Consider the following 21,687-nt stretch of genomic DNA (forward strand, 5'->3'; position numbering starts at 1 on the left):
GCTATTTTGTGATGGGCATTACTTACGTCGCGGCCTCGGCGGGAGAAGCATGGACATCGATCATCCGCCCCAACCCAAGGGTAAACGGGCCGGACTGGAGTCCGGCGGGGCGGCGCTGCGCGATGCGTTCTGGGTTTCCCTCTCCGCCCGTGAGGATGCGGAGCCTTTCGGCGTGAGCCGGGGCGGCGAAACCGTTCTCAACGCCCGCGGCAAGGCCTTGGCGGCCGCCTGGCGCGAACTCGGCGAATTGCGCGAAGGCGTCGAGCCGGACGCGGTCCAGATCGGGCCGAACGGCCTGGAAGGCATCCTGCTGCTCCCCGGCAAAAGTACGGGAACCACGGCATTGGGCGCCATCCTGCGCCTCTTCAAGGTGATTTCATCGTTGCGGCTGGCGCACCTGGGCAAGACCGCCCGCCTGCGTAACGCAGCGGTTACGGGGGACAAGTCGACCACCAAGGCGCCCCCGCCGTTATGGAAACGAGGCTACGCGGAAAAGGCCCTGGCTGACGCGGCCGCGCTGGCCAAGGCGCGCAAGGCCATCAAAGGAAAGCAGGCAAGGTAACCGGAATGGGACGTATCACCCTCACGCTAGTCTCCCAGGACAAGGATCAGTGCTATCTCCAGGCCCTGGCCAAGAGCCCGTCCTATTCCGCCGTAACCAGTTTTTCCTGCACGGCCAAGGCCCTAGTGGAATTCGGCAAGGCCATCAAAGGTTTCCCCCGTTCCGCCGGCGAGACCGAGGAGTATTCCCTGGGCGCCGGCATGGGCCGGGCCGAATTCACCTTCGTCACCGTGGTCACCACCGGCTTATGCGAGTTGTGGGTGCGCATCAAGGGGCTGCAAGGCGAAGGTGGCCAAGTGGCGGAAGCCTATTTCCCCATCGACTACTTGGAGCCGGCGGCCATCGAGGCTTTTTCCCGCGATCTGATCAAGCTGGGGACCGGGCACGCCAAGGCGGCGGAGCTGAAGAACCAGTTCGAAAAGGTCTGAGACAGAAGAAGAGGGTGAAGGGTAAAGGGTAAAGGGTCGTAGGATTGGTTTTTAACCCTGTACCCTGTACCCTTTACCCTTTCCTCTAAGGACCCACCCGGATCCTTCTATCACATCCCCGGCAAGCGCAGGAACATCCCCAACGACAGGATGACGACCACGCTCAGGGTCAGCACGAACACGGCAGGCCAGCGCGCGCCGCCGCCCTTGCGGTCCATCGATTCCAGGCTCGGCGGCTGCAGCCACATCGCGCGGATGATCTGGAAGTAGAAGTAGAACGAGACCAGGCCGGCGGCGACCGAGAGGTAGACCACGGTCAAGGTCCAAGGCGGGAGATAGGCGTTGGGCTTAAGGGCTTCCAGCACCACGCCGAACTTGGCGGCGAAGCCGGCGGTGAGCGGGATCCCCGCATATGAGAACAGGATCAGAGTCATCGCCAATGCGACCCAACGCTGGGTGCGGCCCAGGCCGGCCACGTCCGATAGCTCATCCACGTCGGCCTTGCGGGTGCCCATCGCCATGAACGCGGCCCAAGAGCCCAGGGTCATGATGCCGTAACTGGCCAGATAGAAGACCACCACCGGAACCGAATTCACCAGGATCCCGAGCAGAATGAACCCGGCGTTGACGACGGCCGAATAGGCCACCAGCCGCTTCAGATTGGTCTGCACGATAGCTTGCAGGTTCCCCATCACCGCCGAGCAAGCCGCCCCCGCCAACAACACCGGTTTCCAGACGTCGGAGAGGGGCTCGAAGGCTCCCCACAACAGCATTCCCAGCATGCCGAACACGGCCACCTTCACCGGCGAGGAGATGAGGGCCAAGGACGCCAGATTGGTGCCTTGGTAGACATCGGGGAGCCAGGAGTGCAGCGGCGCGACCGCCACCTTGAAAAGGACTCCTCCGAGCATGAAGCCCAGCCCGACCTTGGCCAACATGAGATCGCCGTTGGCGCCCGCTTCCACCGCCCGCGCCAAGTGGTCGCGGATGGCGGTCAGGTGGATTTCTCCGGTGGCGCCGTATACGAAGGAAAGCCCCAAGAGGAACAGCACGCTGGAGAACGCTCCCAGCAGCAGGTACTTCATCCCCGCCTCGTTGGAGCGGGGATCCTTATGGCTGAAGCCGGCGAGCACGTAGGAAGGGATGGAGACGAGTTCGTAGGCGATGAAGAGGGTGGCGAGATCGCCGGCGAAGCAGAGATTGACCATGCCCAGCGCCAACGCCAGCACGACCAGGCGCCAATCCACGCCGTGGATATGCACCTTCTCCAGGTAATCTTCCGAAAGGATGAGCGCGGCGGCCGTAAGGCCCAGGCAAAGGTAGGCCAGCGCCTTGCCCACCCCGGTCACCCGGATGGCGCCTCCGAAGTATTGCGCTCCCTCGGGCAGGAATTTCCAGATCGCGATGGTGGCCGAGCAAAGGGCCAGGATGGCTATGACGTTGGAAATGCTCTCGCGGCCCGTGGGGCGCAACGAAGCCACGGCCAACAAGAATACGAACCCGAGGATCAGGGGCGCTTGCGAGAGGAGGTAAGGATTCATGGGAGGAAGGCCATGCCGTGTCCGGCGGTGTTGAGGAGGGTGCTTTCCACCGGATGGAGGAACATCATGGGGTACAAGCCGAGAACCACCCACAGGGCGATCAGCGCCAGGGCCAAACCCGTATCGCCTATGGAGAAGTCGGGAGCCTGGGTGAATCCCGCCGCTTCAGGGCCTTTGCGGCGACCGAGGAAAACCATATGGAAGCCGCGCACCAGCGCCGCCGCGCCGATGAGGGCGCCGATGGAGGCCACCAAGGTGAGCCAGGGCGAAGCCGTAAAGGCGGAGAACAGCACCAGGATTTCGCCGGCGAAATTGCTCATGCCCGGCAGGCTGCAGGAAGCGAAGATGGCGGTGAGCAGCACGGCCGCCAGCCGGCGCTGGCCCGCGCGCAGGCCTCCGGTGGCCGAAAGCAACGGGCTCTCGCCGCCGATGGCGATGCGGGCGTCGAAAGCGAACAGCGCGGTCATGATCAGGCCATGGTTGAAGACTTGGAAGATGGCGGCGGTAAGGCCGGTGGAGAAGGTATCGCCGGCCGCGGTGAACACGCCCAGGGCCAACAGGCTCAAATGCGAAAGCGAGGAGTAGACCAGGATGTCGATCAGGCGTTCTTGCGCCAGGCAGAGCAGCGCGCCGTAGACGGCGCCCAAGACGCACAGGAGCTGGAACTGCGGCGCGTAGCGCAAGCATTCCTCGGGAAAGCCCTGGGCCAGGATGAGGATGATGCCGTAGGCGCCCATCTTGGACATGACTCCGGAGAGCAGGGCCCGGCAGGCGGGGGCGGAAACGTTGTAGGTATCGCGCAGCCAGCCGTGGAAGCCGAATAACGGAAGTTTCACGGCGAAGCCGAGCAGGAATCCTGCGAAGATCCAATTGCGTTGCCCCGGGTCCAGGGCCGAGGCCGCGGACAAGATTCCGTTGACGCCGGGATCCTTACCGGCAGCGGCGCATAGGGCGATGATGGACACCAGCATGGGCAGCGATCCCACCAGGGTGAAGAGGAAAAAGCGGACGAGGGCGGAATAGACCGAACCCGAATGGATGTTGGCGCGGCCATGCAGGCCGATCCAGAAGTAGGCGCCCAGCAAGGCGGTTTCCCAGAACAGGTAAAACAAAACCAGGCTGTCGGATAGGAACACGCCGGCCAGGCTCAGGATCAGCAGGTTGGCGGAAACGTAATAGGAGGGCCCGTAGCGGCCGTCCTTGTCGCGCAGCCAGGTGAAGATGAGCGGCAGGCACAGTCCCAAGAGCAGCAGGAACGGGGCATTGCGGGCATCGAGGTATAAAGCGGGTTCGACCATCAGGTCGGAGCGGCCCAAAGGCACCGCCCTGCCCACGATGCGGAAGCCGGCCGGCGCCAGCATGGCCAGGACCGAGATCATGGACAGGAAGGCGCCGTACGCCCATTGGAAGATAAGCGCGGCGCGGGCCTGCGCGCGGTTGCGATCCGCGATGTCACCACCTTGACGGCCATCGCGGTTGCCGGGACGACCCTCGCGGGAAGGCGCGGCGCCGTGCAGGACCATGGCGGCGAAGGGAAGCAGGATCGCGAAGGGCAGGCATACGGCGACGGAATGCATCAGCGGCCTCCCAGCCAGAAGGCGATCAGGAACACGACGAGCAGGATGCCGACCGCGTATTGGTGGGCCTTGCCCGTCTGCAGGCGGCGCAAGCCCAGGGAAAAGCCTTGTCCCAGCCATCCGGCCAGCCCCAGGATTCCCGTGAAGACATTCTCCAGGACCAGGCGAGAGAGGTAGGCGAGGCCTTTTAGCGGCAGCACCACCGCATAGGCATAGACGTCGTCGAAGTAGAATTTGCGCGCCAGCGGCCCGAAGGGGCCTAGGCTGAGGGAGCGTAGCTTGGCCAGCAAGGGCTCGCGGCGACGCGCGGAGACGAATACGAGATAGCAACCGGCCGCGAAGACGAGGCTGAGGGCCAGCATGATGAAGGTATGCGCATCGGGCCGCACGCCTTCGGGCTCTTCGGCGCCGCCGGTGATGATGCGCCAGATGAGGCCGCTCCCGCCGAAGGCTTTCGTCGCGCTCAACCAGCCGAAGACGGGGGCCGCGAGGATGAGCAGGGCCAACACGACCCGGATGGCCGGGCTCTTTTCCTTGACCGGGCCGTGATCATGCCCATGCGCATGCTCTTCGGCATCGCCGTGATGGCCGCCTGAAGACAGGCGGGCGCCGGCGGCATGGCCCTTCGCCGGGGCCGCCGGTCCTGCGTCGCTGCGCAGGTAGCCGTACAAGCGGAACAAGTACAAGGCCGAGATCCACTCCACCACGGTCACGATCCAATATACCGCGGTCCCCGGAATGCTTATCCCGAAGCCGCTGAAGTTCGCCTCGCGGATGGAATCGAGCACCGCTTCCTTGCTGAAGAAGCCGGCGGCCAGGTAGGGCACCAGCCCCGCGCCCCCGATGCAACCGACCAGGAAGGCGATGTTGGTGATGGGCAGCTTCTTGAGGACTCCCGTCAGCTTGCGCACGTCTTGTTCATGATGGGCCGCCACGATCACGCTGCCGGCGGCGAGGAAGAGCAAGGCCTTGAAGAAGGCATGGCCGAACAGGTGCAACAGCCCGGCGCCCGCCGAGCCGGCGGCCAAGGCCAGGAACATCAGGGCCAGGTTGGACAAGGTGGAGTAGGCGAGGATTTTCTTGATGTCGGTTTGGACCAATGCCAGCAAGGCGCCCAGGATCAAGGTGACCAAGGCGCAAACGAGGATGACGAAACGCGCCTCCGGCATGGCCGCGGCATAAAGCCAATCGAGACGGGACAAGAGATACACGCCGGCGGTGACCATGGTGGCGGCATGGATAAGGGCGGAAACCGGCGTGGGGCCCGCCATGGCATCGGCGAGCCATACGTGCAAGGGCGCCTGGGCCGATTTCGCGAAGGCGCCGCCGAGGAGCAGCAATGCGGCCACGGTGCAAGTGGCGGGGTGGATGCTCGCCAGGCCAGGCCCATGCTGCGCCAGTTCGGAAAGCGAAAGCGTTCCGAACATGGAGAACACCGTGAACACGCCCAGGAGGAACAACACGTCGCCGATGCGATTCACGAAGAAAGCCCGGAAGGCGGCCAAGGGCACGCCGTCCTCGGTCCAATAATGCCCGATCAACAGGTAGGAACAAAGCCCCACGCCTTCCCATCCGAGGAAGATAAGGACGAGGTTGTCCGCGAGGACCAGGGTGAGCATGGAAGCGACGAACAGATTGAGGCTGGCGAAGAAACGGCCTTGCTCCCGATCCTCCCGCATGTAGCCCACGGAATAGACCGTGATGAGGAAGCCGAAGAAGGTGACCAGCAGGCACATGCACAGCGAAAGCGAATCGAGGCGCAGATGCAAGCCGGCTTGGAAGGCCTGGGTGGCGATCCAGGGGCCGGCATCGAAGTCGACGGGCTGGCCCGCGCCGAACACGCCCGCTCCGCAGTAGGACAAGGTGAGGCCCAGCGATCCCGCAACCGAGAGGCAAGCCAAGGCGCCGATGGCATTATAAGGGAGGCGCCCGCCGAACACGGCCAGGAAGGCGGCCATCAGGCCCGGCAGTAACGGGATCAGGAGCAGCAGGGCCGGATTCATGAGGCGCGTTCCCCGAGGCGGGCCACGCGGTCGCGAGTGATGTCGTTGTAGTTCCGGAACAGCACGATGATCATGGAAAGGCCCACGGCGGCCTCCACGGCGGCCACGCCGATGGAGAGCATATACAGGTAATGGCTGGTCTCGGAAGTGCCCCAGCGGAAATAATTGAAGGAGACCATCGATAGGTTCACCCCGTTCAGCATCACTTCGATCGAGAGCAGGACCATGATCAGGCTATGCCGCCGGAACACGCCGAAGGCGCCGATCAGGACCAGCAGCACGGACAAGGCCAGGCAATTGGGGAGGGTGAAAAGGTGCGGCATCATTTCCGATCCAGGACGGGGCTGGGCGCCGGGGTTTCGCGGGGCGGCACCACGGGCAAGGCTTCGGTGGGCCGGGAGGAAATCGCCTCGGCGACGGCCTGGGCGCTCTTGCGACGCGAGAAATTGAGGGCGGCGATCACTCCCACCAGGATCAGGAAGGAGATGAGCTCGAAGGAAACGGTAAGGGGGTTGTTGGCCGGATCCTCGAAAAGCAATTTGGCGATGGAATCCAACCCGCCATAACCGGGCTTGGAGATGGGCTGCACGGCGACTTCGCCGGCGGCATGGTAAACCAAAGGCAAAACGCAAGCGCCCGCCGCGCCGACCACCACGAGGCCGAGCAAGGCCCCCCGCAAGCCGGAAAAGGCGCTATCGTTGCCGGCCATCGGGGCGTCGCCCTCGCCCGGGGACGGATTGATCATCATGATGACGAAGGTGAACAGCATCATGATGGCGCCGGCGTAGACCAGGATCTGCAGGATGCCTACGAAAGAGGCCTGCAACAGGATATAAACGAGGGAGGTGGGCAGAAAGGACACGATCAGCATCAGGGTGGCCCGCACGGGGTTCTTGATGAGCACCACCGCCAGGGAACTGATAAGGATGGCCGCCGCCGACAGGGCGAAGATGAACTCGACGAGAGGCGATACCGGCACTGTGTCCTAACCTAACATGGGATCGGGGCGAACCCCCGGTTTTCGGCAGGAATCTAGCAACAACGGCTTGGAATATAAAGGAGCCGGAGGAGGGCGGAAGGGTAAGGAACCGGCCGATTGGGGGCTTAATGCAGCGCGACGGGCGGGGCCAGCAACCATTCCTTGGCCGCGGAATCGGGAGCCGCGATCAAAGGGGCAGGGCGGGCCGAAAGCGCTCCGCGCCAGGGTTGCGGGAATTCCAAGGTGAAGATGAGGCCGGTAGTCCCCGCCGCGGAATCGTTCTTGGTCGCCACGCGCACGCTACCGCCATGGTTCTCGACGATGGACTGGACGATGAACATCCCCAGGCCCCGCCGCGCGGGGCCGGACTTGGTGGTGAAGAAGGGCTCGAAAATGCGGGCCAAATCCTCCTCGGCGCAGCCGCGGCCATCGTCCTCGATGCGGAGAACCAGCCTTCCGCCCTCGCGCCGGATGGCGGTGTCGATGCGGCTCGCGCCCGCCTCCAACGCGTTCGAATAAAGGTTGAGGAATACCTGGTCGAGCCGCCCCGGATCGCATAGCAGGCCGGGCGCGGCCGAATCCTCGGTAAACCGGAAGGCCTCGATCCGTTTATCGAAGTGCGTGCGCGCGCAAGCCCGGGCCAACTGGGCGGAAGAAAGGGGCATCAACGCCCCGAGCGAGGTCGCCGCCTCCCCCGACCCGAGCTGGAGGGTGAAGGACTCGAGTTTCTCCACCACCCGATCGATGCGATCGATGATGGCTTGGCCGTCGCTGGGAACGCGTTGCCGCAGCAGATGCGCATTGCCTTTGAGCGTGCATAGGTAATTCTTCATCTCATGGCTCAAGAGGGCCGCGCCGCCGGCTTCCGTCCGGTCCGGGAAGCGAGCGTCGGTCGAGGCGCCGGATGCCAATCCGATCCGGCCGCGCCTGAGGCTCCCGCGGGCCTCCCATCCCAGGAACGCGAGGACGGCGGACAGGCAAAAGCAGGCTGGGATCAGAAATCCGGATCCGTTGCCGGCCTCCTTCCCCAGCCAAACCGCCACCGCTCCCAGAGCCATACACGCCGCCCCATGGGTCCAACTCACTTGTTGCATATGGATAAAACTATCCTTCCCGATGGCCCGATTTTGTCCCCGCACACCCTCATTCCGCTCTTTTCTTGCGAGCGGTTCCGCGCCGGCCGGTACGGCATGATTCGAGCCCGATCCGGAAGTCAATGGAGCCTGCGCGTTTCCAGCCTTGGACGTTTGGAGTTCCCGACTCTGGGACTTCTTTTTCAATTCCGGGACTGAATATCGCCAGGAAGGCTTCGGAGAGAGCAAGGAGGGAAAGGGGACGGCCATGCCCATTCCCTTCCGCAAAAAAAGGACCAGGATGAAATCGCGCGTCCCGCGAGAGCGGAAACGGGATTCGGCAGGATTAGGACTGGAATCCGCGAAGGCGGCCAACCCAGGCGGGGAATCAAGCGATCAGATCTTGACGAGGGAGCCCGCCTACCCGCTCCACCGGAGACCGGCAGTGCGGGGATGGGAATGTTTCTCGAACGGAGGGGAGGTTTTAAAACCGAAGCGGGAGCGCCAGCCAGGAACGATGACCCTCCGCATCACGGATCGTCAGGCTCACCTGGTAATCCCCCTTCGCCGGGAGCACGAAGGCGAGGGTGTCCTTGCCGCTGGCGGCGGGATGCACGCGGGTTAGCACGGGGTCGGCGGTCCCGGTGATACGCCAGAACAGGCTGTCGTTCTCGCTAATGCGGTTGGTCCAAGCCGCAGCGATGCGGACGGTATCGCCGACATGATAGGCGCCCAGGGAATCGAGAGGAGCCAGGGAATCGATGCGGGGGCCATAAGCCCAGGGGCGTCTCGCGTTCAGATCGGAATCGTGGCCTCGGCTATATCCTAAAGCCCCGCCGGGATCGCGTTTTATGCTGTAGACGCTGTATCTCAGTTTCTTAGCCTGAACCGAATCGGTCCGAGCGAAAGGAACATCCTGGAAGCTGGTGTCCCCCTGCGTGGTCATGGTCAACTCTTGCGGCGGCGCGCCCAGATCAATGTCTTGCCGCCGGATACCATACCCGAAAATCCGGCTATCGTTCACGCGGGACCAGTTCATATCCAGGGCCCCGGAGTTTTCATCGTAACTCACGGCGAAATACGTCGGCGCCAGGAGCGGATCGGGATTCTCGCCGTTCGGGGTGAGGTATATAACCATTTGCATGCTGGCGGTATCCGGGGGCACTACGATGGATTCCGTGCGCCGGGACCAGGGCGAGTAGCAGGAGACTTCATAATTGCCCGGCGGCAAGAAGAAGGTGGTGATCCCGGCGATCCCTTCTCTACCCGTGAACTTATGGGGATAAGGCGTGGGATCGATCCAGCATTCGGCGGTGTCTATGGGTTCGTGGGTGCCTTGATCCTGGACCGAGATGATCAGGACCGTGGGCGGAGCGAGACGTACCGGGCGAAGCGTGAGCTGGCCGAGGCCGTTCGCCGCTTTCGCCAAATGTTGCACCGGCCGATCCTTTTCGGGGGTGGCGGGGTCATCGAAGTAAAGGTCATAGGTGCCCGAGGCCAACTCCTTACCGAACGCGAAGTGGCCGTGCTCATCGGTATACTGGGTATCCAGGGAGACCTTTTCGTGATCCTCTTCGGCCGCTTGCCGCGCATCCGGACCTCCCCAGGCGATGACGCGCGCAGACACCGCAGGTTCGCCATCCACGCCCTGCACCTGGCCTAAAAAGGCTTCATCGTGATCGGGAACTTCGGTGCCGCTGCATGCTACCGGCCCGGATGCGAGAAAAAGGGCGCACGCCAGCGCGCCCCAGGCCGTAGCGAAGGTGCATGCGAAACCTATTCCCCTGGGACGGGGAGCGCGTTCCTCAGGTGCCATCCCCCTCCGCCTTTTCGATCCGGGTTACGGGAAACATCTGGAAATTGAACTGGTAGACGCGGTCCGCCTTGGTTCCGTTTTCAGAGAGGGCCATAAGGTACATCCGCAGGTTTTTGATAGCCAGCTTGGCCTTGCGGATCTTTTCCGCGGTGAGGGGCAAGGTCAAGGTGGAGAAACCCCGTTGTCCCGGAGGGAACGCATCCAAGGCGCGGACCGCCAACTCCAGGGTGCTTTTATGGTAATTGGATAAGGCCAGAGCGTCGAAGGTCCCGCCCATCTTGAGATTGCCGCTGGTGGGCCGCCAAGCTCCCGCTTCGTCCCGGGCGATGAGCCCCAACGCGGCGAGGACCTCGATGGCCTTCTTGGCATCCTTGGCGGCGATGGGCGGATTGAGGGACTTGCCCAAGGTTTTATAGTCATCGGTGAATTCAAGGTAATGCAAGGTTTCGCGTACCGCCGCATATTGCCAGGTGCTGAAATACTCGTGCTTGTCACGATCGACAATATCCACTTTGACCTTGCCGGTGGTCATCATTTTCTCGTAATAGCGGTTCTTTTCCTCCAGCGTCTTGGCCTGATTGAATAGCACCAGGTTCAGGAAATATTCCTCTTCTTCCTTGCCCAGCTTCAGCGCCTTGGCGAACTTGAGCATGAACGCGCCTGAGAGGTTCTTCTTTCCCGCCAGCACGTCCGAGAAATACCCCGACGAACTGAAACCAACCTTCATGGTGAAGTAACGGTGGGAAAACTTGGGATCCCGCGCCTTCTGCTCCTCGTAGTAATCCTTGAGGAACTTGCGGTAATCGATATAACTGTAGAGATCGGGCATGGCAGGGGCTCTTATGGGCTCGGCTCTTCCCAATAATACCCCTAGCCGACCCACCCCGCCTCTCCCATGGCGGAATTCTCGCTCCCCGGCGGAGAGCGAAGCGCCTTGAGGTAGGTTAAACCAAGGACGCCCCGCCCTCCAATGGGAACAAGGGTCCCAGGTTGAAATGGAAGGAAAAACGTATACTTTCAAGCATGTTCCGCCTCCTGCGTTCCGCCCGACCGGCTCTGCTCCTGGGAGCGGCCCTGCTGGCCGAATCCTCCCCAGCGGCCACCAAGCCCCCGGTCGACGGCGCGATCGAACTGTCATTCACCAAGGGCGACACCCACAACGGAACCCGGATCCGCCTGCGCATTTTAGGCGACTCCATCTTCTACCATCGCACCCTCTACGCGCCCGGCGCCGCGCCGCGCGAATCGGAACAAGCTCTCCTCCTGGACATCCAGCGCCAACGCACCCTGCAAGGCGTAATGGGGGAACTCCCCCGCTACCCCGCCTTCGGCTCCTGCTACGGAGAAGGCATGCGCTACTACCTCGTCGAAACCGACAAAGGCAAGTTCTACCGCAGCGTCCCCGAACAAACCGGCAAATGCTACCTCGACGAACCCAGCATCTTCAGCCTCTTCGAAGACCTAGACGACCTCCTCGCCCCCCCCGGCGACCTCAAAGACAACGCCGCCTCTTAGAGAGCAGACAGCAAACACAAAGGGAAGACCGAGGCCAAAAACGAGGAGGCCCTGGTTGCAGGGCAACCAGGGCCTTATGCGCAGCGGGGGACAAAGCCGCCGCGCGGGCTCGCGGGTAATGACCTTAAGCTAAGTCCGCCTTTGGCCCTCCGGGATCGACCGGCCCCCAAAACCTGCTCTCCAATTGAGAGCATCGCCAGCCTCCGCACCGGACCCATCCCGACCCGTCGCGTGCTACATTAGCGATGTGGACGCCCCCAAGCCTGCCGCCCCCGCGGTCACCGCCTATCTGGATTTCCGGAGCTACCTGAAAGACTGGTTCCGGTTCCGCAGGGAAATCCAACCGGCCTATTCCATGCGATCGTTCGCGCGCAATCCCGCCTTGGGCATTTCCAGCACCAGCTTCATGACCAACCTGATGAAGGGGGAGCGCAACCTTACCCAGCGCCAGCGCCTGGCCTTCATCAAGGCCCTCAAGCTGGAAGGGCCCGAGGCCGAGTACTTCGATTTCCTGGTGCAATTCAACCAGGCCAAAACCCTGGACGAGAAGAATTACTTTTTCTCGCATCTCTCGCGGCATCGCGGCTCGCGGGCCAAGATGCTCGTGGAAGGGCAATACGAATTCTTCGCGGAATGGCACCATAGCGTGATCTGGAATTACCTGGGCCTGAAAGGATCGGAGGCCACGCCGGCGCGCATCGCCCGACATTTGGCCGAAGAGCTTCCGCCGGAAAAGATCCAGGCCTCGCTCGATCTGCTCCTGGGCATGGGACTGATCAAACGGACCGCCAACGGCTACGACGTGGCCGAGAGGCATCTGGTGACGGACAAGACGGTCCTAGGGCAGGTCGCCAAGGACTACCATCGCGCCTTCCTGCGCCTGGCCGCGGGCGCATTGGATCGCTATCCGCCCGAGAAGCGGCAATTCAAGGTGCTGGCCTTTTCCGTTTCGGACAAGGGCTTCGCGGCCGTCAAACAGCGCATCGAAGCCTTTCTGCAAGAGGTGAGGGAAATCGTGGATCGGGATGAAGAAGTGAATCAGGTGAACGTACTCAACATCCAACTCTTCCCGGGGGCCCGCATCCCATGATGGCCCGCTTTCGGTTCCCTATTCGATTCGGCTGGGGCCTTGCCGTAGCGGCCGCCTGCTTCCTCTCCGCTTGCTTATCGCTTTCGGGATGCGCGGGCGGCACCAGCAGCGAGGTCGGGAATCCATCGCTGACCCTGAACTTCCGCAAGCAAGGCAAGCCCTTCATATTCGACGGGTACATGCGGATCGTGGCGGCCGGTTCCAATCCCGAATTCTATTACGTCCGCCCCGACGATGGCACCACGTCTCCGGATCTGAAGGTAAGCACCGCCACCGGTTGCGGCCCTTCTTCGACCATCAGGTTCCAGGGATCAAGCACCACCCTCGACTGGGACGATTTGGCCGGCTGCATGTTCCAGCACGATGAGTTGCGCCTCTTGAAAATCGCCGCGAACCATCCTGCCTTCCAGGACTTCAACATCATCCTGCAATCCGCCGCATCCGGCGGGGACCTGGGAGGATGGCTGGCCTCCGTGCATCCCGATTCCCAAGGCTACACCACGGCCGCCGGAGACTCGGGAACCGATTTCGTGGTCGATCTGACGCCGGGACATACCTGTTCCGGCGTAGTGGACACGGCCTCCCCCGCCGGCAATCCGCTGGCCCTGTTCGTCCCGGGATCTCCCTATTACGCCCTGGTCCGCAAAGGCCGCTTCCAATTCGTAGGCCTTCCTGCCGGGAGGCTCCCTCTGCGCTGGGTCGACAGCTCGGGCCGCGTCTTCGCCGTACCGGAATCCCTGGGCCTCGCGGGCGGCGGGGAAACGCCCCTCGCCTACTCCCTTCCGGGCCCGATCCATTCCGGCGACCGGATCGACTCCATAATCCTACCCGATCCGTATCCGATGCTTTCCCTTCCGGTCGCATCGCCGCCGGGGGAATACCCATTCTACGATTCCGTTGAAGTCACGCTCAGCGCGCCCGCCGGCGCGTCCATCTACTACACCACGGACGGCACCACGCCCACGCCGAGCTCCAAACAGTACGAGAAGCCTATCCTCATGCGGGTCAGCACCACCCTCTATGCGGTGGCCTATGCGCCCGGTTTCGAGCACAGCCCCGTCTCCGCGAACAATTACGTGCTGGCCCTAATGCGCCCCAGCATCACGCCGGGTGCGGGGGAATTCGTGGACTCGGTGCGGGTGGAAATGTCCGGTCCTACCGGCAGCACGGTCCATTACACCCTGGACGGAAGCATTCCCACCAAGGACAGCCCCGCCTATCCGGGCAGCGCCATCGTATTGCGCGCATCCACCTTGGTCCAAGCCGTCTCCGTCGCGCCCGGATTCCGTTCCAGCGAAGTGGTCTCCAGCCAATACGTGATCAAAACTGATAGCGTATCCGTCCTGGATACGACCGCGGTTCCTCCCGCCCACCCCTGAAGGCGATCAAACCAAAAGGCCTTTCCGCATGAAGGCCCCAGATGCAGAAAGGCCCCTTCCGCGCCAAGGAAAGCGGAAGGGGCCGGAGACTTCGAGAAGCTGCGGAGATCGGGGTCTCTCTGCGCGGAGCGGAACGGACCCCGGTTACTTGCGGCGGCGGCTGCGAAGGCCCGAACCGAGGGCCAGGACACCCAGGCCCAAGAGGGCGAGGGACCCAGGCTCCGGCACGGCCGCAGGCGGGGCGAAACCAGTAGACGGATCGTAAGGCGAGGTCGAGCGTTCGCCCGAGTTCAGCCAGAACGCATCCACGTAGAAATCGGAATTCGGTTCCGAACCATAAATGGTGGCGCCCCCGATGCCGGTCGCCAAAGGCGCGGTGGTGCTGACGTACTCCCATTGGCCCGTGGTCGTGGTCGTTGAGCCGGTGGTGCCGGTGGTTCCCCCGTTGAAGAACAAGCCGAGTTCGGCGGAACCGGAGTTCACGTAGAACCAGGCGCTGGCGGTGTAGATGCCGGGGACCGGGGAGCCGTATTGGTACAACCCGTCATGATCGCCGCCGATAATATGGGCCGACGCCCCGCCGTCCAAAAAGGTGGACATGGACTGCACCGTGGTGACCACCGGACCGGAGTTGGCCCATTGATACCAGTCGCAAAGCGACGAGGCGGTGCTGGTCCCGACTCCGCTGGTGGTCGGGGTTCCGGAACCGCATTCGAAGCCGGAATTATTGATGAGATCCGCGTGGGCGGCCATCGCGGAGAAAGCCAAAAGACCGAACATGAGAGAATAGCGTTTTTTCATTTGCATGTCGGCTAATAGTGCAATGCCTATGCCAGCATCTGGCACCCCTATACAGGAATAAAAGTGACCCTGTATCTCCAAGTTCGCAAGGTGGGTTGTATGGAATTCCGACAGGATGCCGGGGAGGGATACGGAACCTAAAATCACAAACTCCTGCGGGGAGCAGGAGTTCAAGGGACGACTATCGATTCAACGCTGGCTAGTTATTGAGCAGCTTGTCCAAGCCGTAGATGAAGGCCTGGCGGTTATCGTAAACCTGCGGGATCTTGTTCGTCATTTCGATCGCTTCCTTGGGGCAAGCCTCGACGCAATAGCCGCAGTAGATGCATTTCAGCATATCGATCTCGAAGACCTTCGGTATCTTGTCCCGGTTCTCCCATTCGGGCGGAGCGGCCTGGGCCTCGATGGTGATGCAATGGGCCGGGCAAGCGGTGGCGCACATATAGCAGGCCACGCACTTCATGTTGCCGTTGGCGTCCTTGGTGAGCCGATGCTCGCCGCGGAAACGCTCCGAGACCTTCGGCCTCTCCTCGGGATAATTGATCGTCACCGGCTTCTTGAAGAAATGCCGGAGCGAGACCATCATGCCCTTGGCGATGGTCGGGAAGTATATGCGCGTGTACCAGGCCAGACGGCTGCCGGGCATGTTCTTGTTGATCTGGGCGTCGCGGGCGGGCGCGATCATATCAGCCTCCGAATCCGAAACGGGACGCCACGTATTCCAGGAACAGCGCGGTACCGATGATATTAGCCAAAGCGATGGGGATGAGCACGTGCCAGCCGAGCTTCATCAGCTGATCCCAGCGGAAACGCGGAAGGGTCCAGCGCACCCACATGAAGAAGAAAATCAGGCAGACGACCTTGCCGAAAAAGATGGCGAAGGAGAGGAGGCCGACCAGGATCTGGCCGAGGGCGGAACCGGAAAGCATTTCGGCCAGCAGCTTGAAGCCGGGGAAGGTCCAACCGCCCAGGAACAGGGTCGTCAGGATGGCGCACATGGTGAACATGGCGGCGTATTCCCCGTTCATGAACCAAGCGTAGCGCATGCCGGTATACTCGGTATGGTAGCCGCCCACCAATTCCTGTTCGGCCTCGGGCAAATCGAAGGGCGCGCGATTGGTTTCCGCGAAGGCGGCGACGAGGAACAGGATGAAGGTGATCGGTTGCCGGATGATGTTCCAGGCCGTGTCTTGCTGTTGCTGTACGATCTCCGAGAGGTTGACCGTGCCCGTCATGAGGATGAGGGCCACTACCGCCATGCCCATGACGATCTCGTAACTGATCAGCTGGGCGGAGGAGCGGATGCCGCCGAGCAAGGAGTATTGATTGTTGGAGGCCCACCCCGCGAAGGCGATGCCGTAGGCGGCGACGGAGGAGATGGCCATGATCACGAGTAGGCCCAAGCTGATGTAGGAAACCGCCATCACCCCGCCCGGGCCCATGATCTCATTGCCGCCGGCGACGCCGACGGGGATCAGCGAAAAGGAAAGCACGCCGGGCAGGAAGGCCATGATGGGGGCCGCCAGGAAGACCAGGCGATCGGTGTTGCGGGGGAAGAAATCCTCTTTCCACAGGAGCTTCAGGGAATCGGCGATGAGTTGGAAGAGCCCGAAGGGGCCGACGCGGTTGGGGCCGCGGCGCAATTGGAAGCGGGCGCTCACCTTGCGCTCCATCCAAACCATCATGGGAACCATGCCCATGACCAGGCCTAAACCCACGGCTATTTTTATGGCGACGATGACCCAGAAGTTCGATAGGATCGCGAGGAGGGTGTCCATCGCGGCTAAAGTTAGCAAAAAGGCCCGGGTCCTTCAGGTTCCATCGGCCCCCGGAGGGGATTCGCTTCCGGTCCCGCGGCCGCGTCTTTAGTTCCACGGCTGCGGCTTCCGCCCCCGCGGCCCCGTCTAGAGTTGCGAGACGAAACCGCCGGTCACCGTCACCCGGCCAATGCGGCCCAGGATGACGGTAAACCTGCCGACGCCGGTATTGGGGCCTGCCCATACCAGGGCGATGGGCTTGGAGCCGTCCTCGCCGGCGTTCGAAGTCAAGGTGCCGGTTCCGGAGAAGAGCAGACCCTGGTAACCGCCCACCAGGCCGTAGGCCTCCAGGGTCACCGCATGGGTTCCCGCCACCACGTAATCGAAGCCCAGGGCCACGTCCTGGCCGGGCAGGAAAAAGCCTGGCACGGTGGTGTCGGCCTTGATCTGGCCGTCGACCTTCAGGGAGAGATGGTTGAAGTTCACGGCGATGCGATCGGTGCCCTCGGCATTGGCGCCCACGCTGGCAGGCAGGCTGCCGAACACCGCCTGGTACATCACGTAGCGGGCCGCCAGGTTGAGGGAGACTTCGGCTGTGTCCCCGGGCCTGGGAGTGAAGGCGGCGCTGGTTCCCAGGTGAACCACGGAGTCGCGCTGATCGAAGGCTTTGGCCTGGAGGATCCAATTGAGCTTAGGCTTCAACTTCACTACCCGCTTGAGGGTCTGGCCCGCATTCCCGTCGAGGGAGACCGTATCGCGCACGGTATCGGGGGGCGTCGCGTTGGACACCACGGTGCAGACCAGGCGGCGCATCACGATGGCGGCGGTCTTGGAGAGGGCGCCTACCTGGGCGAGTTGAACGGTGAAGCGGGCCGGGGAATTGTAGGCAGGATCCTTGGCATGGTCGCCGCCTTGGCCCGTCGCGGAGCCCGGTCCCTTCGCTCCGGGCGGGTTGGTCCCCGAGCTGTCCTGGCCGTTCTTGTCGTTACCGGAAACGGAGGAGGGCGACGCTCCGCAGCCCGCCAGCGGAAGCAAGGCGAGGAAGGCGTAGACGAGGCGGCGGGAGGGGCGTCGTAGGGGGGCGGGCTTGTCCATGTCCGGGACATCGGAGGCGGGAGCGCGAAACTTGATGTCCCGATCCAGGCCGCCTATGGGACAAGAAAGCCTAAAGGGGCCAAGGACTACAGGAGCCCCAGGCTCGCAAAGGCATTCCCGCGTGCCGTCAATACGGCGGCTTGCCCAGAGATCTCTCGGTGGTAGGGCCGGGGTGGTAACATCCGAGCGAATCCAATCCGACGGGCGCGGTCACCATATGGACGAGCATACCTTCGTTAAGGACCATGGCTATGACGGAGATGGAATCGAAGGCCGATTGCGAGCTCCAGGTCTTCAGGCTATCCATCAATGTAGGGGTGAAATACAGGGTATCGCGATGGGGCGCTCCTACCGATACCCGGAGATGATAATGTTGAGTGGATGAGGCATACACGTCGCCCGTGTAGTCTGTATCGTGGTAGGAGCCTCCGATGCGCCATTCTACTCCTACCAAGCTATCGGGGCTTGAAACGACGTCGAGCGCGAAGGCTAGAGTGTCGTTGCAGCTATTCCGCCCCGAGGAGTCCATGATCGCGTGCATGGAGAATTCGGTTTTGAAGATGGTCGCGTCGATGACGTTGATGGTAATGGGTTGGGCCGGCCTCGGGCTTAAATTGCCCTCGGTATCTTTCGCGCGCACCCAATAGGTGCGGGTGTAAGGAACGAAGCTCTTGCCCTCGAGTTCGTTCATTCCCCCGACTTCATCCGCGAATCCGGTATCGGTGACGCCCAAGGAATGGGGGTAGGATGGGTTGGGATCGGGATTATCCTCGTATTCGATCCAGTACTCCTGGAGGTCATCCACATGGACGGCATTCCATTTCAGATGCACTACGCCATGAACGGAATCATAGACCGCCGAAATCCCTTGCGGCGCGGGAGGCTGCAAAGCGAGGTCCGGCAGCAAGGTCTTGGCCGCCAAGGTGGCGGTGTCCCCCGAACGCACCGTCACGAGGCTGTCGACAGCGCGCGCGTAGCCGTTGGCGAAATAATTCAATCGGTATTGGCCTTCGGCCAGGTCCGGCAATACGAAGCGTCCCGCGGAATCGGAGATGGCGGCATAGCTCGAGCCTTCGAGGTAGCAGAAGGTCAGAGGCGGATTGCCGCCGTCGACGCGGACCTTTCCGATGATCGCGCCGGGGGCCTTGAGCGTATCGGTGCCGAGATCGGCGGCTTGCTCCAGGTACTTCACCCGCGGGATGAGCACCGTGGCCCGGTCGGAAGGATTCGCCCCGAACAGGTTGTAAACGCCGACCTCCAGGCCGGAAATCGAGTAATGGCCGCGCTCATCGGTATGGGCGGTGACGGCCAGCGCGCTATCCTGGATGCTTCCGGCGAGGATCGGCCCATAAGCCGCCGGCCACGCCTTGACGGTAGCTCCGTTCACGGGATTGCCGCGGGAATCGACCAATACCCCTTCGATGGCTTTACTGGTAGTACTTCCGCTAGTAGTCTGGGTGGCGCTGCCATCGCAACCGCCTATCGCCAACCAGGCGGCGAATCCGCAACCGGCGAGACCGAGGTCCATCCAGGTCCGGGCGTACGAGGATTGGAGCATGGTTAACCTTCCTTTTCGCCCGCATCCCCGCGTGTCAGGGGGAAGAGTTGGATGTTGAGCTGCATAACGCGATCAACGCTTTGGTCTTTTTCCGCCAGGGCGAGAATGCATTGGCGCAAAGCCTTGATGGCGGACTTCGCCTTCTCCAGGCTCTCCGCCGAAAGGGTCGCGGTCAAGGTGGACATATCCCGGGATTCCGGCGAGTGGCGGCTGAGCGATTCCATGGCCAGGCGCATGGTTTCGGCCTGGAAATTCTCGACATGGAGGGATTCGCCCATGCTATCGGCGGTAAGCAAGGCGGTGGTTTGCCGGTAATAGCCGTCCGCATCCTTCCTGATCATCCCCAGCTTTTCGAGCAACGCGATCGACTGCTTTACCTGCGCGGCCGGGACGGAAGGATCGAGCTTGCGCCCCAAAGCCTTGTAATCGCCGTTGCAAGGGGTGAAATAGATAAGTTCGCGCAAGGCGGCATGGTGCCACTTGCTGAAATACGCGTACTTATCGGGCGAGATGACGTCGATGGAAATGCGGGCCAAACCGAGCATGCGCGCGTAGTGCAGGTTCTTCACTTCCAGGCTGTCGGCTTGGTTGAACTGAACCAGGTGCAGCAGGTAGTCTTCATCGGACTTGCCCAGTTCGAAGGCGCGAGCCAACCGCAACGCCGCCGGGGCGGAGAGATTGCGGCGTCCTTTCAGGATATCCGCGAACGCGCTGGAAGAGCCGTACCCGGCCTTTTTGCAGAAGTACCGATGCGAGAATTTCGGATCGCTTTTCTTCTTGAAGTCGTAGCAATCCCTGAGGAATTTGCGGAAATCCGTATATGCGGTGACGTCGGGCAGGCTGGCTTTCATCGCATCCAAAAGATATGCCCACTCGCGGGATCTAAGGCCGAGATCGGGGCAACTTAGCGTTCTTTTCTTGCGAGCGGTCCCGGATGAAGGCTTTTTTCGCGGATCACGTGTCCTTAAACTTAGTCCAGACGAACGCCCGTCACATTGCGGGAATCGTTGGGGGCCAAGATATGCACGAAATAATGTCCCTTGGCGAGCCGCATGATGTCGACGGACTTATTCGCTCCGCCTGCGGCGAACCGGTTAAAGTATTGCTTACCCAGCGGATCGACGACCAGGATTTGGTACTCGCCCTTTTCCGGAAGGGAAACATGGATGTTCCGTCCCGCCGCCCGAACGCCATTGAGCGAAGCCCCCTGCTGGATGACCTTGGCCGAAGTTATCCCGCAGGGAGAGGGGTCGTCCAGCTCGTTGATTTTGGTTACCGAAGCTTCCGGGTTATAGTCAGCCTTGGCGGGATCCATACAACCCACGAAGTCTCGGGCCAGATACCGGATAATACGCCAGTTGATCTTCTCAACGATGCTGTCGTTGACGGTAGCGCCATGCACTTTACGCGAGCGCACGTACAGGTTGCCATGCCCCATATTGTTGTAAACCGTGAGGCCAAGGCCGACATGACGGGCCCATGCCTGGACGCGGTCGCCCATGTGTAGGCTGGCGGCGGTATAAGGGGCGCTCTCGTCCTGCGAGAACAGCGCGGTCACTTGCCCGAAAACCACGCCGTCGAAGGTCTGCGCGCCTTGATTGCGCACGTAGCCGCGGTAGTTGTACCACTCATCGCCCAAGCTGTCCCAAACCATGGGCTCGGCGCCGCCGAGGACGCCGTTGTTGGAGGGTAGCGAGTCGAATATGCCCTTGTATTCGGGGACGCGCTTGCCGTGATCCCAGGTCGCGGCGGTATTGCCGCCGGTCGCGACCGTGGCGCGGGGCGGGATTTCTCCGGCGCGAACCGAGTCAACGTAAATGCGGACGTAATTCGGATCGGTGTTGTGGTCCTTGTACTGGCGCACGAGCACGCGGGCCAACCATCTGCAGTTCGCGTCGGTCAGGTTTTCCACGCCGCTGGTAGGGCACGGGATATACGCGGCCGCTGCATGGATTTGAAGCAATCCGCGCCCCTTGACCTCCACGAATTTTCTCATGGTCGCCAGCGATGTGGTGTTGGAAAGGACGTCCCCGTCCCCGTCATTGAACACGGCGACATTGACCGGATTGGCGGTGTCTCCGCTCAATCCCATGCTCGCATCGGTTATATAACTAGCACTCGAACCGATATCCAGCTGGAAGCCATATTGCTTTGCATAACGGGCCAGCGATTGCTGCAAATAGGTCTGAATGTGGGTGCCCAACTCGTAAGAGTTGAGGAAGACGCGGTGAACGTGCCCGAATTTGCTTTTCTGGTAAGGGTTATTGGGGTCACGAGCGACTACGGCCACTTGGGCCCCGGCCTCTTGCCTTCCCAAGCAAGCAAGTCCTAACGCGAGAACGATGCCGACCGGCTTCCAAGACCAAGTATTGATTCGCGATTCCATCCCCGTCCTCCCTCTTTTACCCCATTAAAGTTCAAAGCGGTAATCAATCCCGATGCCCCTGGGCCGATGCATCGCCCTTTGAGGATATCCGCGAACGCGCTGGAAGAACCGTATCCGGCCTTTTCAA

General features: G+C 62.0%; 20 protein-coding genes. 5 read left to right on the top strand and 15 right to left on the bottom strand.

The window, feature by feature from the left end:
• The first annotated feature begins 49 nt into the window (after positions 1-49).
• Both JF616_11640 and JF616_11645 read left to right on the top strand, forming a co-directional pair.
• Positions 50-562, top strand: coding sequence for a hypothetical protein (locus JF616_11640; protein ID MBW8888398.1), 513 nt, complete (start codon positions 50-52; stop codon positions 560-562).
• Between the two features lie 5 nt (positions 563-567).
• Positions 568-990 (top strand): hypothetical protein, encoded by a 423-nt coding sequence (locus tag JF616_11645; protein ID MBW8888399.1) that lies wholly within the window; start codon positions 568-570, stop codon positions 988-990.
• Between the two features lie 110 nt (positions 991-1,100).
• Here the strand turns inward: JF616_11645 and JF616_11650 are convergent, their stop codons facing one another.
• The 8 genes from JF616_11650 to JF616_11685 form a co-directional block, all read right to left on the bottom strand.
• Positions 1,101-2,531: an NADH-quinone oxidoreductase subunit N gene (locus JF616_11650; protein MBW8888400.1), complete on the bottom strand. Its 1,431-nt coding sequence runs from the start codon at positions 2,529-2,531 to the stop codon at positions 1,101-1,103.
• A complete protein-coding gene (locus JF616_11655; GenBank protein MBW8888401.1) occupies positions 2,528-4,108 on the bottom strand; it encodes an NADH-quinone oxidoreductase subunit M in 1,581 nt (526 codons plus the stop codon). The genes JF616_11650 and JF616_11655 overlap by 4 nt, the downstream gene beginning before the upstream one ends.
• Positions 4,108-6,111 carry an NADH-quinone oxidoreductase subunit L gene (locus tag JF616_11660; GenBank protein MBW8888402.1) on the bottom strand — a complete coding sequence of 668 codons (2,004 nt, stop codon included), beginning with the start codon at positions 6,109-6,111 and terminating at the stop codon, positions 4,108-4,110. Before JF616_11660 ends, JF616_11655 begins: the two co-directional genes overlap by 1 nt.
• Positions 6,108-6,437, bottom strand: coding sequence for an NADH-quinone oxidoreductase subunit NuoK (nuoK, locus tag JF616_11665; protein ID MBW8888403.1), 330 nt, complete (start codon positions 6,435-6,437; stop codon positions 6,108-6,110). The genes JF616_11660 and nuoK overlap by 4 nt, the downstream gene beginning before the upstream one ends.
• Positions 6,434-7,090 (bottom strand): NADH-quinone oxidoreductase subunit J, encoded by a 657-nt coding sequence (locus JF616_11670; protein ID MBW8888404.1) that lies wholly within the window; start codon positions 7,088-7,090, stop codon positions 6,434-6,436. The genes nuoK and JF616_11670 overlap by 4 nt, the downstream gene beginning before the upstream one ends.
• A gap of 125 nt (positions 7,091-7,215) precedes the next feature.
• Complete coding sequence (locus JF616_11675; protein MBW8888405.1) at positions 7,216-8,184, bottom strand: GHKL domain-containing protein; 969 nt, start codon at positions 8,182-8,184, stop codon at positions 7,216-7,218.
• A gap of 463 nt (positions 8,185-8,647) precedes the next feature.
• The gene (locus tag JF616_11680) at positions 8,648-9,979 is read right to left on the bottom strand and encodes a hypothetical protein (GenBank protein ID MBW8888406.1); all 1,332 of its coding nucleotides are present in this window, start codon (positions 9,977-9,979) and stop codon (positions 8,648-8,650) included.
• Positions 9,969-10,808 carry a TIGR02147 family protein gene (locus JF616_11685; GenBank protein ID MBW8888407.1) on the bottom strand — a complete coding sequence of 280 codons (840 nt, stop codon included), beginning with the start codon at positions 10,806-10,808 and terminating at the stop codon, positions 9,969-9,971. Before JF616_11685 ends, JF616_11680 begins: the two co-directional genes overlap by 11 nt.
• Positions 10,809-11,002: 194 nt before the next feature.
• Between JF616_11685 and JF616_11690 the strand changes: the two genes are divergently transcribed.
• From JF616_11690 to JF616_11700, 3 genes are all read left to right on the top strand, one after another.
• Entirely contained in the window at positions 11,003-11,494 is a 492-nt protein-coding gene (locus JF616_11690) for a hypothetical protein (protein ID MBW8888408.1), read from the top strand.
• Between the two features lie 247 nt (positions 11,495-11,741).
• Positions 11,742-12,584: a TIGR02147 family protein gene (locus tag JF616_11695; protein MBW8888409.1), complete on the top strand. Its 843-nt coding sequence runs from the start codon at positions 11,742-11,744 to the stop codon at positions 12,582-12,584.
• The gene (locus JF616_11700) at positions 12,581-13,963 is read left to right on the top strand and encodes a chitobiase/beta-hexosaminidase C-terminal domain-containing protein (protein ID MBW8888410.1); all 1,383 of its coding nucleotides are present in this window, start codon (positions 12,581-12,583) and stop codon (positions 13,961-13,963) included. The genes JF616_11695 and JF616_11700 overlap by 4 nt, the downstream gene beginning before the upstream one ends.
• Before the next feature lie 144 nt (positions 13,964-14,107).
• Here JF616_11700 and JF616_11705 read toward each other — a convergent pair whose 3' ends face one another.
• The 7 genes from JF616_11705 to JF616_11735 form a co-directional block, all read right to left on the bottom strand.
• Entirely contained in the window at positions 14,108-14,770 is a 663-nt protein-coding gene (locus JF616_11705) for a PEP-CTERM sorting domain-containing protein (GenBank protein MBW8888411.1), read from the bottom strand.
• A gap of 193 nt (positions 14,771-14,963) precedes the next feature.
• Positions 14,964-15,410 (bottom strand): NADH-quinone oxidoreductase subunit I, encoded by a 447-nt coding sequence (locus tag JF616_11710; protein ID MBW8888412.1) that lies wholly within the window; start codon positions 15,408-15,410, stop codon positions 14,964-14,966.
• A 40-nt stretch (positions 15,411-15,450) separates the two neighbouring features.
• Positions 15,451-16,542, bottom strand: a complete 1,092-nt coding sequence (nuoH, locus tag JF616_11715) for an NADH-quinone oxidoreductase subunit NuoH (protein MBW8888413.1) — start codon at positions 16,540-16,542, stop codon at positions 15,451-15,453.
• Between the two features lie 126 nt (positions 16,543-16,668).
• The gene (locus JF616_11720) at positions 16,669-17,616 is read right to left on the bottom strand and encodes a hypothetical protein (protein ID MBW8888414.1); all 948 of its coding nucleotides are present in this window, start codon (positions 17,614-17,616) and stop codon (positions 16,669-16,671) included.
• Positions 17,617-17,743: 127 nt separating this feature from the next.
• Positions 17,744-19,174, bottom strand: coding sequence for a carboxypeptidase regulatory-like domain-containing protein (locus tag JF616_11725; GenBank protein ID MBW8888415.1), 1,431 nt, complete (start codon positions 19,172-19,174; stop codon positions 17,744-17,746).
• Positions 19,175-19,176: 2 nt separating this feature from the next.
• Entirely contained in the window at positions 19,177-20,025 is an 849-nt protein-coding gene (locus JF616_11730; protein MBW8888416.1) for a TIGR02147 family protein, read from the bottom strand.
• A gap of 119 nt (positions 20,026-20,144) precedes the next feature.
• Positions 20,145-21,560, bottom strand: a complete 1,416-nt coding sequence (locus JF616_11735; GenBank protein ID MBW8888417.1) for a hypothetical protein — start codon at positions 21,558-21,560, stop codon at positions 20,145-20,147.
• Between the last annotated feature and the right edge of the window lie 127 nt (positions 21,561-21,687).

Source organism: Fibrobacterota bacterium, assembly GCA_019509785.1.
In the GTDB taxonomy this organism is placed as follows: Bacteria; Fibrobacterota; Fibrobacteria; order UBA11236; family UBA11236; genus Chersky-265.

Coding starts and splice junctions, on each gene's coding strand:
- JF616_11640 (MBW8888398.1), top strand. CDS start 50: ATGGACATCGATCATCCGCCCCAACCCAAGGGTAAACGGGCCGGACTG.
- JF616_11645 (MBW8888399.1), top strand. CDS start 568: ATGGGACGTATCACCCTCACGCTAGTCTCCCAGGACAAGGATCAGTGC.
- JF616_11650 (MBW8888400.1), bottom strand. CDS start 2,531: ATGAATCCTTACCTCCTCTCGCAAGCGCCCCTGATCCTCGGGTTCGTA.
- JF616_11655 (MBW8888401.1), bottom strand. CDS start 4,108: ATGCATTCCGTCGCCGTATGCCTGCCCTTCGCGATCCTGCTTCCCTTC.
- JF616_11660 (MBW8888402.1), bottom strand. CDS start 6,111: ATGAATCCGGCCCTGCTGCTCCTGATCCCGTTACTGCCGGGCCTGATG.
- nuoK (MBW8888403.1), bottom strand. CDS start 6,437: ATGATGCCGCACCTTTTCACCCTCCCCAATTGCCTGGCCTTGTCCGTG.
- JF616_11675 (MBW8888405.1), bottom strand. CDS start 8,184: ATGCAACAAGTGAGTTGGACCCATGGGGCGGCGTGTATGGCTCTGGGA.
- JF616_11680 (MBW8888406.1), bottom strand. CDS start 9,979: ATGGCACCTGAGGAACGCGCTCCCCGTCCCAGGGGAATAGGTTTCGCA.
- JF616_11685 (MBW8888407.1), bottom strand. CDS start 10,808: ATGCCCGATCTCTACAGTTATATCGATTACCGCAAGTTCCTCAAGGAT.
- JF616_11690 (MBW8888408.1), top strand. CDS start 11,003: ATGTTCCGCCTCCTGCGTTCCGCCCGACCGGCTCTGCTCCTGGGAGCG.
- JF616_11700 (MBW8888410.1), top strand. CDS start 12,581: ATGATGGCCCGCTTTCGGTTCCCTATTCGATTCGGCTGGGGCCTTGCC.
- JF616_11705 (MBW8888411.1), bottom strand. CDS start 14,770: ATGCAAATGAAAAAACGCTATTCTCTCATGTTCGGTCTTTTGGCTTTC.
- JF616_11710 (MBW8888412.1), bottom strand. CDS start 15,410: ATGCCCGGCAGCCGTCTGGCCTGGTACACGCGCATATACTTCCCGACC.
- nuoH (MBW8888413.1), bottom strand. CDS start 16,542: ATGGACACCCTCCTCGCGATCCTATCGAACTTCTGGGTCATCGTCGCC.
- JF616_11720 (MBW8888414.1), bottom strand. CDS start 17,616: ATGGACAAGCCCGCCCCCCTACGACGCCCCTCCCGCCGCCTCGTCTAC.
- JF616_11725 (MBW8888415.1), bottom strand. CDS start 19,174: ATGCTCCAATCCTCGTACGCCCGGACCTGGATGGACCTCGGTCTCGCC.
- JF616_11730 (MBW8888416.1), bottom strand. CDS start 20,025: ATGAAAGCCAGCCTGCCCGACGTCACCGCATATACGGATTTCCGCAAA.
- JF616_11735 (MBW8888417.1), bottom strand. CDS start 21,560: ATGGAATCGCGAATCAATACTTGGTCTTGGAAGCCGGTCGGCATCGTT.